Origin of the sequence: Chitinophaga sp. (assembly GCF_039596455.1) — a bacterium.
In the GTDB taxonomy this organism is placed as follows: Bacteria; Bacteroidota; Bacteroidia; order Chitinophagales; family Chitinophagaceae; genus Chitinophaga.
The window spans coordinates 159,820-175,685 of record NZ_JBCNJR010000004.1 but is presented as its reverse complement, the minus strand read 5'-3'; the positions used below and the strand labels follow the sequence as shown (position 1 = coordinate 175,685).

At 53.5% G+C, this 15,866-nt stretch carries 12 protein-coding genes and 1 tRNA gene; 4 read left to right on the top strand and 9 right to left on the bottom strand.

Going from position 1 to position 15,866, the window contains the following annotated elements; genetic code table 11:
- Positions 1-192: 192 nt before the first annotated feature.
- The 3 genes from ABDW36_RS15590 to ABDW36_RS15580 form a co-directional block, all read right to left on the bottom strand.
- Positions 193-2,760: a TonB-dependent receptor gene (locus ABDW36_RS15590; protein ID WP_343702848.1), complete on the bottom strand. Its 2,568-nt coding sequence runs from the start codon at positions 2,758-2,760 to the stop codon at positions 193-195.
- 190 nt (positions 2,761-2,950) lie between these two features.
- The gene (locus ABDW36_RS15585) at positions 2,951-3,541 is read right to left on the bottom strand and encodes a hypothetical protein (protein ID WP_343702847.1); all 591 of its coding nucleotides are present in this window, start codon (positions 3,539-3,541) and stop codon (positions 2,951-2,953) included.
- Positions 3,542-3,600: 59 nt separating this feature from the next.
- Positions 3,601-3,674: transfer RNA gene (locus tag ABDW36_RS15580), tRNA-His, on the bottom strand.
- 312 nt (positions 3,675-3,986) lie between these two features.
- Between ABDW36_RS15580 and ABDW36_RS15575 the strand changes: the two genes are divergently transcribed.
- Both ABDW36_RS15575 and ABDW36_RS15570 read left to right on the top strand, forming a co-directional pair.
- Entirely contained in the window at positions 3,987-5,186 is a 1,200-nt protein-coding gene (locus ABDW36_RS15575; RefSeq protein WP_343702846.1) for a hypothetical protein, read from the top strand.
- A 485-nt stretch (positions 5,187-5,671) separates the two neighbouring features.
- A complete protein-coding gene (locus ABDW36_RS15570) occupies positions 5,672-7,087 on the top strand; it encodes a PQQ-dependent sugar dehydrogenase (protein ID WP_343702845.1) in 1,416 nt (471 codons plus the stop codon).
- A 78-nt stretch (positions 7,088-7,165) separates the two neighbouring features.
- On the opposite strand, the gene ABDW36_RS15565 is transcribed toward ABDW36_RS15570, so the two are convergent.
- Positions 7,166-9,604: an MG2 domain-containing protein gene (locus ABDW36_RS15565; protein ID WP_343702844.1), complete on the bottom strand. Its 2,439-nt coding sequence runs from the start codon at positions 9,602-9,604 to the stop codon at positions 7,166-7,168.
- Positions 9,605-9,717: 113 nt separating this feature from the next.
- Between ABDW36_RS15565 and ABDW36_RS15560 the strand changes: the two genes are divergently transcribed.
- The gene (locus ABDW36_RS15560; RefSeq protein ID WP_343702843.1) at positions 9,718-10,971 is read left to right on the top strand and encodes an NAD(P)/FAD-dependent oxidoreductase; all 1,254 of its coding nucleotides are present in this window, start codon (positions 9,718-9,720) and stop codon (positions 10,969-10,971) included.
- On the opposite strand, the gene ABDW36_RS15555 is transcribed toward ABDW36_RS15560, so the two are convergent.
- The 3 genes from ABDW36_RS15555 to ABDW36_RS15545 form a co-directional block, all read right to left on the bottom strand.
- Entirely contained in the window at positions 10,955-11,563 is a 609-nt protein-coding gene (locus tag ABDW36_RS15555) for a GNAT family N-acetyltransferase (RefSeq protein WP_343702842.1), read from the bottom strand. The two genes, ABDW36_RS15560 and ABDW36_RS15555, sit on opposite strands and share 17 nt — an antisense overlap.
- Before the next feature lie 39 nt (positions 11,564-11,602).
- Positions 11,603-13,483, bottom strand: coding sequence for a hypothetical protein (locus tag ABDW36_RS15550; RefSeq protein ID WP_343702841.1), 1,881 nt, complete (start codon positions 13,481-13,483; stop codon positions 11,603-11,605).
- Between the two features lie 109 nt (positions 13,484-13,592).
- Positions 13,593-14,195 (bottom strand): hypothetical protein, encoded by a 603-nt coding sequence (locus ABDW36_RS15545; protein WP_343702840.1) that lies wholly within the window; start codon positions 14,193-14,195, stop codon positions 13,593-13,595.
- Between the two features lie 187 nt (positions 14,196-14,382).
- Here ABDW36_RS15545 and ABDW36_RS15540 point away from each other — a divergent pair, with 187 nt between their 5' ends.
- On the top strand, positions 14,383-14,589 hold the full coding sequence (locus tag ABDW36_RS15540; protein ID WP_343702839.1) for a hypothetical protein: 207 nt from the start codon (positions 14,383-14,385) through the stop codon (positions 14,587-14,589).
- A gap of 151 nt (positions 14,590-14,740) precedes the next feature.
- On the opposite strand, the gene ABDW36_RS15535 is transcribed toward ABDW36_RS15540, so the two are convergent.
- Positions 14,741-15,364, bottom strand: coding sequence for a deoxynucleoside kinase (locus ABDW36_RS15535; RefSeq protein ID WP_343702838.1), 624 nt, complete (start codon positions 15,362-15,364; stop codon positions 14,741-14,743).
- Between the two features lie 3 nt (positions 15,365-15,367).
- A complete protein-coding gene (folK, locus tag ABDW36_RS15530) occupies positions 15,368-15,862 on the bottom strand; it encodes a 2-amino-4-hydroxy-6-hydroxymethyldihydropteridine diphosphokinase (RefSeq protein ID WP_343702837.1) in 495 nt (164 codons plus the stop codon).
- Between the last annotated feature and the right edge of the window lie 4 nt (positions 15,863-15,866).

Here is a 15,866-nt window from a genome sequence, read left to right as displayed (position 1 = left end):
AAGGTAATAGGGCCTCAAAAAAAGTATGATTAAAACAAACATTGCTCAGACGGTATCAGGGACCTGCATTTCGGGGCAAAAGTACATATCCGCGGCAAGCAGCGGAATACCCACATGTGGGTATTTTAACAGAAAAGGCCAACCAGAGTAATCCGGTCGGCCTTTACGCTATATAACTGATAACTAAAACTATTAAAATCCTCCGCCTGTATCCATCTGCATGTTATCTCCACCGCTGCGGTTGTTCCGGCGTTTGAAGAGCTGGGCATCAAATTTACCGAAACGGTAGCTAAGATTGAGGCGTAATATTCTTGATTCCCGCTTGCGCACCATGTCTTGGAAGAAGTAGGGAGACTCCTGGTCCATGCCGAACTCGCGGGTGTTGAACACGTCGCTGAGAGACAGGGTGGCGGTAAGGGCCTTGCTTTTCAGGAAGTCTTTCCGCAGCGCCAGGTCTACAGAGCTGAGGCCCCTGATGGTGCCCTGGGCAGACGTGGGTATCATCATAAAACCACCGCCTCCGCCACGGCCGCCGCCACTGCCCGCGGGCAGCGTAATGGCCGGGGCCTGGTAGTTGGCCGTTACCTGGAAGGTGAAGTTGGCCGGCAGCTTGGTTTCTGAATTGATCTTGGCCATCCAGCTGAAGCCGCGGTTGGTATAGTTCTCTTTCGCGTTGCGCACCTGCAGCTCCGTTTGGTAAAGGTTCACGTTGGTAGTGATGTCCCAGCCCTTGATGATCTGGTTCTTCATGGTCAGCTCCGCTCCGTAGGAGAAGTTCTTGTTGGCGTTCACAAAAGTAGTGAGCAGCGTGTCCGTGCCGGCGTGAATGGGCTCGTTGATGGTGCTGATGAGATTGTTGGTATTGCGGTAGTACAATGAACCGAGGAAGTTGTGGTTCTTCCAGGTTTTCATGTAGGAAAACTCCAGGCTGTTGGTGTATTCCGGCTTCAGGTTGGGATTACCCTGCCGGTGGTTCAGCGGGTCGGAGAAATCCCGGTAGGGGATCAGCTGGAAGAAGTTGGGGCGGTTTACCCTGCGGGAATAGTTCAATTGCAGCTCTTGCTCCTTTTCCAGCTTGTAGGAAAGGTACAGGCTGGGGAACAGGCCGGGTACCGCCTTGGTAGGCTTGAATTTCATGCCTTCGCTGGGTATTTCCCCGGCGTATACGTATTGTTCCGCACGCAGGCCCACCTGGTACCCGAAGTTCTTGATAGCGTTGGAGTAGTTGACGTACGCGGCATAGATCTGTTCGTTGTATTTATAGTCGTTGGAAAGACTGTCTATCCGCTGCTTGCCGTTGTTATTGCCGTCAAATACATCGTATATGCTGCTGTAGTTGCGGAAAGTACCTTTCACACCTGCCTCGAACTTGCCGGTTTTACCGATGGGGTCTACATAATCTGCCTGGAAGGTGTAGAAGTCTGTATTGCCCTTGCTGTAGTTGGACTGTACAAAACGGTCGCCTACCGGGCTGCCGGAAAGGTCTTCTCCCTGCGTGCTGAAACCGCCGTTGCGGTTGTTGCTGCTTTTGTTCATAGACACGTCTGCCGTCAGCTCCTTGTTGGGTTCCGCAAACAGGTGCTTGAAGCCCAGGGTGGTGGTGTAGTTGTTGAAGCCGAACTTGTTGTCTGAGTACCGGGTGTTGCGCCGGGTAATGTCCTTGTTCTCGTCCAGGTAAATGCTTCCCAGCGTTTCCCTGTTCTTGAAGGTACCGCCTACTATGTTCTGTGTGAGTGAAATGGTGTTGCGGTTGTCCAGGTAATAATCCAGCCCTATGCGTCCAAACTGGAACACGCCGCCGCTGCGGCTGTCACTGTTCTGGTTAATGTAGTTCAGCTCGGAAGCGCCGGGTACGGCAAAGTTGGTACGGTCTGTAGTGCCGTTGCCCCAGTTGCGGTTGGAGTTGTAATTGTAGTTGGCGGACACGTTCACCTTGCCCTGGCGTACGTTGATGTTGCCGCCGGCGTTGTATTTGTCTCCCGTGCCAATGCCGCCCATCACCATACCGTTAAAGCCGGCCTTTTTGTTCTTTTTCAGCACAATGTTGAGGATGCCGCTCATGCCTTCCGCATCGTATTTGGCGGAGGGGTTGGTGATCAGCTCCACGCTCTCGATGGCATCTGCCGGTATCTGGTCAAGGCTCAGGGTGCTGGGCTTGCCGTCTACAAAAATGGTGGGAGAGGAGTTCCTTACCTGTACGTTGCCGTCTATGTCCACGTTCACGGAAGGAACGCTTTTCAGCACGTCTGTAGCCGTACCGCCCACGCTGGTAAGATTGCGGTCTACGTTGAACACCTTTTTATCAATATTCATCTGGAAAGCGCTGCGCTGCCCGGTTACTTCCACTTCCGCAAGTGCTTTGGCGTTGGGTTCCATGCGGATGTTGCCAAGGTCTTGAGACATGGCCTGCGGGGTTACGCTCACTTTCTTATAAATGGTATTATAACCCATAAAATTGATACGGAGCAGGAAGGGACCGAAGGGCAGGTTTTCCAGGTTGAAGTCACCGTTGGGCTTGCTCAGCATACCGGTTACCACGCTGGAATCTTTTTGCCGGAGCAGCGCCACGGAGGCATATTCCACGCCTTTTTTGGTTTGTCCGTCTACCAGTTTACCGTATATCTGACCGATCTGTGGCATATTGGCTCCTCCCGGGCGTTGCTGGCCGGCCCCTGCGGGCCTTCCTCCTTGTGGCGCCTGCGCAACAGCGTGCAACTGCAAGGCCATCAGCCCCAGGATTAATGCGTTCACTTTTTTCATCTTCTTGACTTTGAAACTTTGACTCAGGATTTAGACGTTGTTTTTTGTAAAGACTTTTACACGTACCGTTAATTTGCAGCACAAAAGTAGGGGCTATACAAAATGCTCCGGAAAAATAGTGATAAAGGGAGTGTTTCCCGAGACGAAAGCGGGTAAAACGGGGTAAAAGGTATTAACACTTGTTAACAGATCAGGCCATTGCCAGCAGCATTTGCAGGAGGCCAATGACGAAGCCCAGGGCAGCGCCCGCCCAGCCCATTTTTGACAGGCCGGCGCCCAGCTGGCGGTGCATGGCCTGCTCCAGTTCATCAGCAGAAAGGGCCGCTACTTTTGCGGAAACGATGGCGCGGAGGTCCAGCTCGTTTTGAACGTTATCAAGGTACTGGCTGATGAGCTTCGGGAACAGCAGGTCCAGCTCGTTGGCCAGGGTGGTCTTGATCTGGAGAATGGTGCTGTCTCCTATGAACATGGAGATCATGGGCATGGTTTCCGGCAGCTTTTTACGCAGGAAATGCTCCAGGTGCTCTTCTACATAAGGTTTGATGGCGCTGATCTTTTCCGGGTCCGTCAGCTTGGCGCGGATGTTCTCAAAGGAGAAAAACTGCGTGGCCACTGTATTGCCCAGCTGTTCCCCCAGCTGTTGCCGGCGGGCGGGGAACATGCCCTGCAGGGTGAACAGCCCCAGGTGGACCGGTTTAACGGGGTGGAACAGCAGCCAGAGCGCGGCCCTGATCACCAGCCAGCCAGTAAAGGCGCCTAATATGGGAATAAGATAGAGCATGGGTAATAACGGATTTAAAAGAGAAATGGCCTCTCTTCGAAAGGCCATTTCATTTTCCGGGTGACCAAGGGGTCTCGAACCCCCGACCCTCAGAACCACAATCTGATGCTCTAACCAACTGAGCTATGGTCACCATGTGTGTTTTGCGGAGTGCAAAGGTAATGGAAAACCTTTGCATTTTCCAAACGCCGGCACAAATATTTTTGAATTATAGCCAAATTATTTGTGGAGGGTAACTGCCTGATGGTAAGCACCCTAACATATGAAAGATGGAAATGTATCAGAAAGCCCGGTTATGCACATGATTCCCACAAAAAATGCCTTATCTTTGCCATTCGCAAATACCCAATCAACTTACTAGCCCAGCATGCGAAGTGCTGGGCTTTTTATTTTTATAAACCAAGAAAAAATTATATATAAATCTGATATACAAGTAATTATGCATATGGATCAGCTGAAATTGAAATTACAACAGTATTATCAACAGTACCAGAAACTGGAGAAACAACCTTCCGGGAAGGCGGCAGACAAGGAAGACGATTCCGTGCAGGAACTGGAAAACGATATCCTGACGCAGTTCGGCTTGCCGGTATCCAAACGGTTCGTACAGATCCTGCACGATTTTGTGAATCATAGCGTGGTGAACGAACAGTTGCTGGATTATGTGAGCAAAAAATTGCGGACAGCCGCACGGAAGTATTTATTGTCACCGGTGATGAGCGATATTGAATTGCTGACGCAAGCTCGTGATCAGAAACGGAGCCCGTACGACGTATTGCCGGAACTGGGGTACCCTACCTACGAATATGCTATATTCCTGATAGGGGAGCTGCTGTACCGAAGGAACATGGCCCCGCAAGACATCCTGGAAGAGCTGAAGAACGTGCAGCACCACAAAAGCTGGGACGACCTGGCCGTTCTCAGCAAGGTGCACAACTATTCCAGCCATCAGCTGTACGCCAAGCTGAAAAAGCAGCAGGTAAGGTTCGTAGACGATTTTATACAGCAGCTGCGCCGGCAGGAAGTGGCCAAGCCGCAAAACAAACGGCTCACGCCCGCTGAAGAAGGTTATAAGCCTAACTATAAGACCATCTCCAAAATACAGGTGGAAGATATTGTGTTTGATGACAACACCACCCTGTTCGGCAAAATACGGAACGGCAGAAGCTATTCCCGCATCACCATCGGCCTGGAATTTTCCGAACTGAACCAGCTGCTCATGAGCGGCGGGGAACTGGGCGTGGAAATCAGCAATGCCATCAAAAAACGCCTGGCCAACCGCGCTGCGGAAAAGCCCCTGGTAATAGACATCAAGGCTGAATTCGGGGAAGCCCTCAAGCTGGACAACTGTTACCTGGAAGTGTACAAGCCGCAACACAAGGAAGGGGATAAGTGGATGGAAGACAAGGACGCTTTCTATTTTGTAGACAAGATCCTGTCTAAAAAAGAATTTGAGAAAAAAGCGAAGGAGGAGGAAGTGAAAGAAAAGATACAGGAGTGCCTTGAGCTGATAGGCAGCTCTTATGTGTATTACCAGCGTTTAAGAAGGCTGGGCATCACGGAAGAGGAAGCCAAGCTGAGGGCCGGCCTGCAGGATGAACTGCTGTTCAAGCTGAGTTTTTACCTGAGCAAACTGAAAGACTAGTTCCTGATAATATTCCGGGAAAAGGCTGTATCGGTGTTCCGATACAGCCTTTTTTTTGCTTCTTGGCAAAGGTATTGCTGCCAGCGGGTTCCAGGCAGGATATCTTACCCATATCATACCCATATCATAAGGATATCCCACCCATGTCTCACCCCTATATAGGGGTAAGTTATCCCTATATCATCCCTGCCCGGACCATGGGGAAACCCTGGCATAACCGGTTGTCAGCCTGCCCGTTGGCTGGTAGCCGGAACGGAACAGCTATGCTGTGCGCTGCCGCATGTTTAATGTTGTGAAGGCTTAAAAAAGACTTCATGTTTTTTATAGCAACAGGCAACTTTTATGCCTGCGCCTGCGTAATAATAGGTGCTTTCATTCCGCTCAAATCCTTTACTGTTGTTGTAAAGCGTCTGACGGGCTTTTCCTCTCTCTCTGCCTATTACGATTTTTTAGTTCGATTTATTAACAATCAAATCGTGATTACTATGAAAATCAGTTCCACTCAGGCCGCGCACTTCCGGCGCGTTATTGCAGGCACTCTGCCTGTAGTATTGATCAGTTTATTTTTGTTCAACGGCTGTAAAAAAACGGATTTCAAACCTCCGAAAGCGATCACCCTGGAGCTTGTTGCGGAAGGTTTGGTATCTCCGCTTGGGTTGGTGGAGGCGCCAGACAATTCAAAACGGCTGTTCATCCTTGACCAGGTAGGGAAGATCTGGATCGTAGATGCAGGCGGCAACAAGCTTGCAGCGCCGTTCATAGATGTAAGCGGCAGCATGGTGCCGCTCAATGCCAATTATGACGAACGCGGCCTGTTAGGTTTTGCGTTCCATCCAGACTACAAGAACAACGGGCGTTTTTACATCTATTACAACCTCCGCCCCCGCGCGGGCGGCCCCCAGCCGGGCGCATCCTGGAATAACCTGAGCCGCATTGCGGAGTTCAGGGTTTCTGCAGATCCGAACATGGCGGATATGAGCTCGGAAAAAATATTGTTTGATATTGATGACCCGCAAAGCAACCACAATGGCGGTACGCTGGAATTCGGGCCTGACGGTTACCTCTACATCGCCATAGGAGACGGCGGTGCGGCTAACGACGTGGCGCCAGGGCACGTAATGGACTGGTACCCTGTAAATGCAGGCGGTAATGGCCAGGATATAGATTCCAACCTGTTCGGGAACATCCTGCGCATAGATGTGAACAGCGGCAGCCCCTACGGCATTCCCGCAGATAACCCCTTTGTAGGCAAACCCGGCCGTGACGAGATATACGCCTACGGCTTCCGTAACCCCTACCGTTTTTCTTTTGACATGGGCGGCAATCACTGGCTCTATGTGGGAGACGCCGGCCAGTCTCTTTATGAAGAAGTAAGCGTGGTGCGCAAAGGAGGGAACTACGGCTGGAACGTAAAGGAAGGCACCCATTGTTTTGACGCGGCCAACAATACGGTGGAGCTGGCCAGCTGTCCCTTTGTTGATGCTATGGGGAACGAGCTGATAGACCCCGTTATTGAGCTGAACAACGCAGATAACCCTAAAGGCGGCAAAGCCACCACCGTTATAGGCGGCAATGTTTACCGCGGCAACGAAATACCGGCGTTCAAAGGCAAATACCTCTTCGGCATCTTTTCCCAGCCGGGCAATGTGCCCAACGGCGAGCTGTATATAAGCAGCCCGCGCGGCGGCAAAGGCCTGTGGGACTTTGCAGAGGTAACGCTGAAAGATAACCCCGATGACCTGGGCTATTACCTGAAAGGGTTCGGCCAGGATAAAGAAGGGGAAGTATACCTGACGGTTTCCAGCATGGCAGGGCCTTCAGGCACTACCGGCAAAGTATTCAAGCTGGTGCAGGAGAAAGAGAACGGGCACGGGCATAAAGGGGGTGGAAAGGATTATTAGTGATGGCCCGCGGCTCATGAAAAGGGAAGGGGCTTTCGGTGTGAAAGCCCCTTCGTTTTATTTTATAATATCTGTATATCAGAACGTCTTCACCATCCTTCCCACTCGCCCATACTGGTCCATGGCTTCCACCACCACGCGGTAGTTCTTCGTAAAGTCATTGTTATAGAACGTAAAGCGGGCGGTCTGGTTAGTGGTATCCAGCCGGAGGCTGGCGTTCCAGTACAGCGTAAGGCGCTTGTCTGGCAGGGCGTGTACGGCTTTCTTCACGGCGTAATCAGGACTGTAAAATTCCTTGATGATCTTGTAGCCGCCTTTTTTCACGAGGTCCATGCCTTTGGCATTCGGATCGCCTTTGTAGTCGCCGCCGCGGCGCGTCCAGATGGCAATGGCGCCGTTGCCGCCGCCCATGCCGCCCATGAACGGTGGGCGGAACACTTTGATGAGCGCTACGTCAGACATGGGGATGGAGGCTACCATGCTCACGTCTACCGGCATCTGGTCTAGGTAAACGCCGGGAGCGCCGCCGCGCCAGCTGAGGGCAGGGCTGCTCAGGTCTCCGGTGATCTGCAGGCCCGGTACGCGTGACTGCAGGTACTGGAATACGTTGAACGAAGTAGGCGGTTCTTCGGTCAGGTCAAAAGTATAACCGTCCCCGCCGCTGAACATGCCGCTGGCGTAGCGTTTTTCCGTAGTTTCTGCTACCGTGGGCTTGCGGGCGTTGATGTTCACTTCTTTCAGCATGATAGGCCGGTTATTGATCATCTTGTTAACGCCAATGCCTTCATTAACGGTGGCCAGGTAGTTTTTCAGTACCTGGTTGTTCATGGGCGGCGGCGGCAACAGGGGAATGGGCGTTTTAACCGACGTGTAAATATCGAAGAAGTGACGGTCAAATTTTACGTCTACGTCTTTCCATTTTTTGTTGGCCATGTTCCCCTGGAAATACACGTGGGCGGTATCGCTGAACAACAGGTTGTTGAGAGAGAACTTGCCCTGTGCGTCTACCGGGGCGGAAGCAAAGGCGGACGAGCTGTCTATGGGTATGCGGATGAGGAAACTCACGTTACCGTCTGTTACCAGCTGGCCGCCTGCGGTGCGGGCGGTACCGGTAATGTTAATGCCCTGCTCGTAAGGGTAGGTGAGCTTCGGGAATTTGTCCTGCAGGATTTCCTGCCAGGAAAAACGCCGCCAGCCGTTGGTAAGCATCACGAGGTCGAGCGCGGCCAGGGTGCTGGTACTGTCATTCTGGAAATACCAGTACGGGTTGTGCACATAACCATGAATATCTGACGTGAGCAGCGTATTGGACACGATGTTGTTGGCATACGGGTCTTCCGCCACCTGGTCTGCATCTGTTACTGACACGCTGATGCGGCCGCCTTTCATGCTGTCAGGCACCTGGAGCACCAGTTCCGTTCTGCCGCGGGGGGCCTTGTTCAGCTCATTGGGGTCCAGCATAAAGTCGAGCAGATCGGTTTTCTGTTTCAGGAATACGATGCGCTCGCTCAAGGGGCGGCCTTGCATGTCAAACAAGGTGAGCTGTAAAATGCCTGTGGGCAATTCAGCAGCGGGAATAAGGCCGCTTACCTGGCCTTCCTCCACGTTGAGGTTGGCGCGGTATACTACCTGGTTCTGCATTTGCGCTATCAGCAGCATTTTGTTCATACTGGTATCCAGCCCGTTGAAGCCGGCCAGGTAAAATACCCGTGCGCCGCGGTTGTATACCTTCAGCACGGCGCCTTTTTCTTTGGCTACAGGCAGCTGGAACGTTTTCTGCTGGCCGGTGGCGGACTGTATCACCGCCTTGTAGGTTTCACTCGGCTCCGGTTTCAGCTCAAAGCTGCCCATGCCGTCATGTACGGTTTCTATGACCCCAACCTGTTTGTCTTTACTGTCACGCACGGCGCCCACCACTTTAATAGGGTAGCCGTTCTGGTCAATGGCCTTAAAGGCCACCAGGCTGCTGACGTTATGGATGAGGTCTCCGCCTTCAGGGAAGAATTGCACCGAAAACTCTTTGGAAGCAGGTGTTTCTCCTGCTTTACCTGTTTTCGGGTCCATTACCTGGATGTTTTTATAAAACAGGAAAGAGCTGTCAAAATTGAGCATCCAGGCGGTATAGGCGCGCACCTGGTAGAGGCCGGGTTTCATATTTTCCGGGAGGGTGAATTCCCCCGCCGCACCGCCTTCGTTGGCCACCACCAGTTGTTTCTGCACAATGGCGCCTTTGGCGTCCCGCAGTTCGGCGTAGAGGTTGCGCGCGCCGAGAGCGGGCTGTTCGTTGAGGGTGATGTAGGCGGAGTACCAGATGGTTTCGCCGGCGGAGTAATAATCCCGGTCAAAATGCAGGTAAACTTTCTCTTGCGGGTAGTTGTTGGTAAATTTTTCCAGTGCTTTCAGAATGCGTTCCGTCCAGTCATCGGGTCTTGTAAAACCCAATGCACTTACAATGCCGGTGGCAAACAGGCCTGCTATCAACAGAGCACGGAACTTCCTCAGGGATGTACGTTGCATGGATCGCTGTTGGTTTATAATCTTCCAAGATAGTGAATTACGAATAATTAGTAGATAAAGTTGACCATATTTTAACATTTCGTATTTACCGCATATTTGCGAAATTCGCCGCCATGGATTCAAGGCATCAGGAAACGAACAGGCTGGTGGTGGTGGGCGGCGGGGCCGCCGGTTTCTTTTGTGCGGTAAACGCTGCCCGCCTGCACCCCAGGCTGGAGGTGGTGCTGCTGGAGAAAACGGGCAAGCTGCTTTCCAAGGTGAAAGTATCCGGCGGCGGACGTTGTAATGTGACGCATGACCTCAGCAGCATCCCGGACATGGTGAAGCGCTACCCCCGTGGCAGCCGTTTCCTCAAAAAGTCTTTCACCCGCTTTTTTACCGCAGATACGGTGCGCTGGTATGCGGATAGAGGTGTGCGCCTGAAAACGGAGGCTGATGGCCGGATGTTCCCTGATACAGACAGTTCCCAGACCATTATAGACTGCTTGCTGCGGGAGGCGGACAAATACGGGGTGCAGGTGCTTACGCATGCGGAGGTGGAAAAAGTGGAACGTCAATCAGCAGGACCAGACGGCCACTGGCTGGTGTATCTCGCCGGCGGCCGCACCCTGCCGGCGCGTTACCTGTGCATTGCGGCCGGCGGTTACGCCCAGGCGGGCAAATACAGCTGGCTGCAGGCGCTGGGGCACCATATTGAAGAGCCGGCGCCTTCGCTCTTTACTTTTAACATGCCGCAAAATCCCGTTACCGCGCTGATGGGCGTAACGGTACCGGAGGCGCAGGTGAAAATAGCGGGCAGCAAGCTGCAGGAAACAGGCCCGCTGCTGATTACCCACTGGGGCATGAGCGGGCCGGCCGTATTGCGGCTTTCCGCCTGGGGCGCCCGCTACCTGCAGGAACAGCAGTATACCTTTACCCTGGTAGTGAACTGGCTGCCGGACCATCACGAAAATTCCCTTCGCGAAGCCTGGGCCGCGCTGCGGTTGAACATGGGAGGGCAAATGATCTATACCCGCAACCCCTTTGGGCTGCCGCAAAGGCTCTGGCAGTTTTTGCTGCAACAGGCTGGCATACACGAAAGTGCGCGGTGGGCGGAGCTGCCCGCGCGTGAACAGAATAAACTGATCAGGCTGCTCACGGCCATGGAGTTTGCCGTAAAGGGCAAAACCACTTTCAAGGAAGAATTTGTGACCTGCGGCGGCATACAACTGGCTGAAATAGACCCGCTTACCATGTGCAGCCGGGTAGCGCCCAACCTGTATTTTGCCGGAGAGGTGATGGATGTGGACGGTATTACGGGCGGCTTCAACTTCCAGCATGCATGGACAAGCGGGTGGATTGCGGCACAGCTCAGCGGAGGCGGTTGAGCAGCTCCTGCAGATCGCGCCAGCCGTAGGCGCCATGAAAGGCGCCTTTTCTGTCAAACAGCTTTTCGGCGCCCAACGTTTCATAAAAACGGCAGGAGGCATTGCCGGGGTCTGCAAACAATAGCATATTGCGGATGCCGCGCTGCAGAAAATGCTGCACTACTTTTTCCAGCAGCCTGCTGCCCAGCCCCAGGCGCTGATACCCGCGCAGCAGGTATATTTTGCTGAGCTCCCCGTTGAAATCGGGCATCGCTTCCGCTTTAAAAGGTATGCCTTTGGCAAAGCCCACCAGCTGTCCACGGCTGTTCTCCACCACATAGCAGCACCATCTGCCGTCTGTTACCTTGAACTGTTCTCTCCACTGGTGTTCCCGCAATTGGGCGGTAGGCGGATGTATTACCCGCGGGTAGGTATCACTCCAGGTTTTTGCGTGTAACGCGCCAAGGGCGGGAATGTCTCTTGCAGTGGCTTCCCGGATGATGAGGGTGCTCAGGCTTTCCCCACGCCGCTGCATGCGTTGGAGGTTGACATGGCGGGAGGGCCGGCGGAAGGTGCGCAGCATGCGCAGGACGGTATGCAGCAATGCTTTCATACTACCTGGTTTGAAGTATCCTCAATTTACGAAAAGAGATCAGAACAAAGTGATGCCGGCCTGCCAGCCCAGCCAGCCGGTAAAACCATCCCCGTTGAAAAAGGAAGGATAGCCCTTGCCCGGCACGGGTTGCTCAATGCTGTATTCCCCGATAGAAAGAGCTGGCCCCCCATGTACGGTCAGCCAGGGAGTGAGGCGGTAATTCAGCAAAGGCAGCAGGCGGCCTATGGTGGCATGTACTTCCCAGGCATTGCCGAACAGCGTTTGCTGTGTCAGCTCCGTGGTGAGCAGAAGATTTTTGTAAAGTGAGAACTCCCTCCCTATGCCAAAGCCCAAACTGTGCCGGTCATCGTTCTTTCCGGCTATGAGCATGGAATAGAACTGCCTGCGCCCGGTTTTGACGGCTATCTGCACAGGCAGCAGGTCACTGGAGGAAACAGAGAGTTTATAGTAGCCGTTTTTGCGCACAATGTTTATCAAACCTATGCTGGTGCCGGAGGAAGAGTCTGCCACGTTGATGAGCCCGAATTGCAGGCCCCTGAGGTGGCGCGTATAGTTGAACAGGCCGAGCTGCATGCCATGGTTGCTGCCTTTGTTGCGGTTGGCCCCGCCCGCCAGCTGCAGCCCGTACAGGTCTCCGCCGGCAGAGTTGTAGATGCCCGCAATCTGGAGGCCGCCTACTTTGCCGGTAGCATGGTTCAGCCCGCCGGTGATCTGCGCGCCGTTCAATGCGCCCTGATCGAAGTTGCTGAGCCCGGCTATTTGCACACCCATGGCCTGGCCGCGGATGGTGTTGAGTCCGCCCGCTGCCTGCAGGCCGTTAAAGTCTCCGTAGCTGACGTTGGCAATGCCGGCCACCTGCGCCCCGCGGGAGTTGCCGCCGGCCTTGTTGATGCCGCCAGCCGCCTGGGCGCCGGTAAGGCTGCTGTCTACAATATTGGCAATGCCGGCCGCTTGCGCGCCTTCTGCGGATTTCATGATCCTGTTCATTCCTCCCGTAGCCTGCGCGCCCTTCATGTGGCCGCCCACCATGTTGAACAGGCCGGCCACCTGGGCGTATTGCACGTCTTTTTTGTTGATGTTGAAACCGCCGGCAACTTCCACCCCGTCAAGACCGGCGGCATAGCCGCCTATAATGTTCAGTGAAAATTTGTTCACCACCTGTCCGGCCATTTTGCCGTGGGAGCCCAGCGAAGGCACAAGGGAAGACTGGATAGGTTTTTCAGCAAAAAAACGGGAGATGTTCTGTGTTTGCCTTCTGAGTGTGCTGGACAGCAGGCGTTTGCCCAGCCAGGTTTTCTCCACACCTTCTGTAACAGTGAACTCCCGCAGTTGCACCGGCGGCGCGGGCGCAATGGCAACGGATATTTCCCGGTCAAAGCCGGGCATCACGTAAAGGGCTGTATCCAGGTAAAATTCTTTGCTGACGGTAAGCTGTACGGACGGGAGCCGCCCGCGGTCTCTCAACCGCAAATGAAAGCGGCCTTCGCTGTCTGTGAAGGTAGAGGTAAGGTTGCTGTGTTCATAAATGCTCGCGTTCTGTATCACCAGGCCGCTTTGCCTGTCACGCACCGTGCCGCTGATCACATAGTGCCGCTCCCGCTGTGCATCCGCCCGCTGAAGAATAATATTGTCGCCGCTTTCCATGTACTGCATGCGGCCCTGGAAAAGCTGGTCAAGCACCTGCCTGAGGGGTTTGTTCACCATGGTGAGCGTAACCAGGCTATCTCTCCGGAAAGGGCTGCCAATGTAGGAAATGGCGCCCTGGCTTTGCCGGCTGAGCATGGAAAGCACCGTATCTACCGGCTGGCGCACCACTTTAACGGACACGGTTTTGCTGAGCGGCTGCTGGGCGTACAGGCCGGTGGCGGAGTAGATACCCGTGAAAAAGATCAGGAGTATGAAACAGGTACGTGGCAAAGTGTTACAGGGTTTATGCATGGCGAACGCCGGGCCTGCGTTTGCAGTTCCCGGCGGCCAAAATTAGCGTAAATAGCGCAAAAGGATAGGGGGCTTTCTGTACAGGCGGTTAAAAGATGCCTGCCTTGATGCCCAGGTGGAAGGAGGGGAAGCTGAGCTTGCCGTCCGTGATAGGCACATTGCCGGCGCCCAGCACCTGGCGGTAGGTGCCGCCCGCAATTACACGAATGTAGGGGGTGATGTTCATTTCCGCGTTTACGAACGGCTCTGCCACAAATACGGCATTGGAAGTATGCACGCGGTCACGGTCTTTGTCATGACGGGTAGTGCGCTCGCGCTCGGAAATGCCGCCTCCGCCTACCAGCATGCCGGCAGACCAGTGGAACAGTTTATCCGTATTGTGCACATATTCAAATACCCCGCCGGTGTACCAGAAGCCCAGCTCGTGGTTATCTGTATTGTTCAGCTTGATGCGGTTGGCAAGAGAGTAACCGCCTGCGCCCAGCAGTATTTTTTTGTTGAGGAACACGCCGCCATAGCCGCCGCTGATCACGGCCAGCTTGCCGTCTATGGCCGTCAGCTTGCCCTGCAGAGCGCCGTACGCGCCCAGCTTGCCGGGGCCGCCGCGTTGGCCGGAGAGGGTCTCTATTTGCTGCGCCTGTGCCAGGCCGGCTATCATGCATGCAGTTACAAGCAGTAATAATTGTTTCATATATGCTGTTTTTGTGGTTTCTGCTATTATAACCGGCTAACGGGCAAAGCCCCCTATGCGGGGTTGAAATTTTTTTAACATAGGGAATGAACAGGTTGAACAGACAGGGAAAGAATGAACAATAATGGCAAGCCTGTGCATGCTGATTTTACGTTAAATTCATCAACGTCAATTAAAACCATATGCTATGGAGCAAAAACTATTTGGCTGCGAAGAACTGGACGCAGCCGCACTGACAAACATCCAGGGGGGTGGTTATGTAAATAACATCCTCACGCTGGCGAAAGCCGCTTATTCCCTTACAAAAGGGTTTGCGCTCAATGTTCCGTTGGCAGGTCCGCTGGCAGTTTCGCTGCTGACCGCTTTTGTTGACCCGGTAATTGATGCCGCGTAGTGATCTGATGTAATGAGGGTGGCCGTTTGCTGTTGGTCGGTAACAGGCCACCTTCTTATATGTGCCCGTTCCTGGGTGATGCATGGTGTCATCCGGGGCAGGTTGCCGTTAAGGTTCTTTTTTATTGCAGCGTTGTTTCCCCAAAACTCCGTCAGAGGTACGTTACGCCCGGCGGAAAGTCTTTCTCCAGGGCCGCCAGCAGGCCGTTGAAATCATTTTCACTTCGCAAAAAATCCATTTGTGCAGCGTCTACCATCAGGGTGCGCACGGCATGCTGCCGGAGGTATTGCATATACATGTCATGCACCTTCAGCAGGTAGGCATCCGGTATCTGCTGCTCATAACTGCGGTTCCGCTTTTTAATATTCCTTTGCAGCAGGCTTACAGGGGCATTGAGAAAGATCAGCAGTTCCGGCTGGGCCAGCTGGGGGTTGATGATGTCAAACAGTTTCTGGAAAAGGGAGAATTCATCTTCCTGCAGGTTCATTTTGGCAAAGAGCAGGCTTTTAATGAACAGGTAGTCACTTACGGTGTAACGGGTAAAAAGGTCCTGGGCAGCCAGCACCTCCTTCAGTTGTTTGTACCGCTCCGCCATAAAGAACAGTTCCAGGGGAAAAGCATATTGGTCAGGCTGCTCATAGAACTTGGGCAGAAAAGGGTTGTCCGCAAATTCTTCCAGTATGAGCCGAGCCTGAAGGTGTTCCGCCAGCTTCAGGGCCAGGGTGGTTTTTCCCGCGCCTATATTGCCTTCTATGGTAATAAAGCGATAGCGCATATTTCAGGGGGCGGCAGTAGCCAGTTTATGGGCGGGCAGAGTATCTGTACAGGCCTCCAGCAACTGGCTCACGGTGAGCTGCAGAATAGGGTGCACCCAGTCTGGCACTATTTCCTGCAGCGGCGCCAGCACAAAACGGCGGTTCTGCATCTGCGGATGGGGGATTTTCAGCTGTGGCAGGGTGATCACTTCATTATTGAAAAAGATCATGTCAATATCAATGACCCGGGCGCCCCATTTGAGGCGGCGTACCCGGCCTATCTCTTTTTCCGTTTGCAGCAGGGTATCCAGCAACTCCTCCGGCCCTAAAGGCGTTTCCAGCACGAGGGCCTGGTTCAGGTAGTCAGGCTGTTGCACTCCGCCCCAGGGAGCGGTTTCATACAAGGCGGATTTCCGGGTAATATGCCCTGCCCTGGCGGCAATGAGCTCCGCTGCTTTTTGCAGGTTCCGGGGCCGGTCCCCGATATTGCCACCTATAAGTAATATTGCAGTATTCATGTAT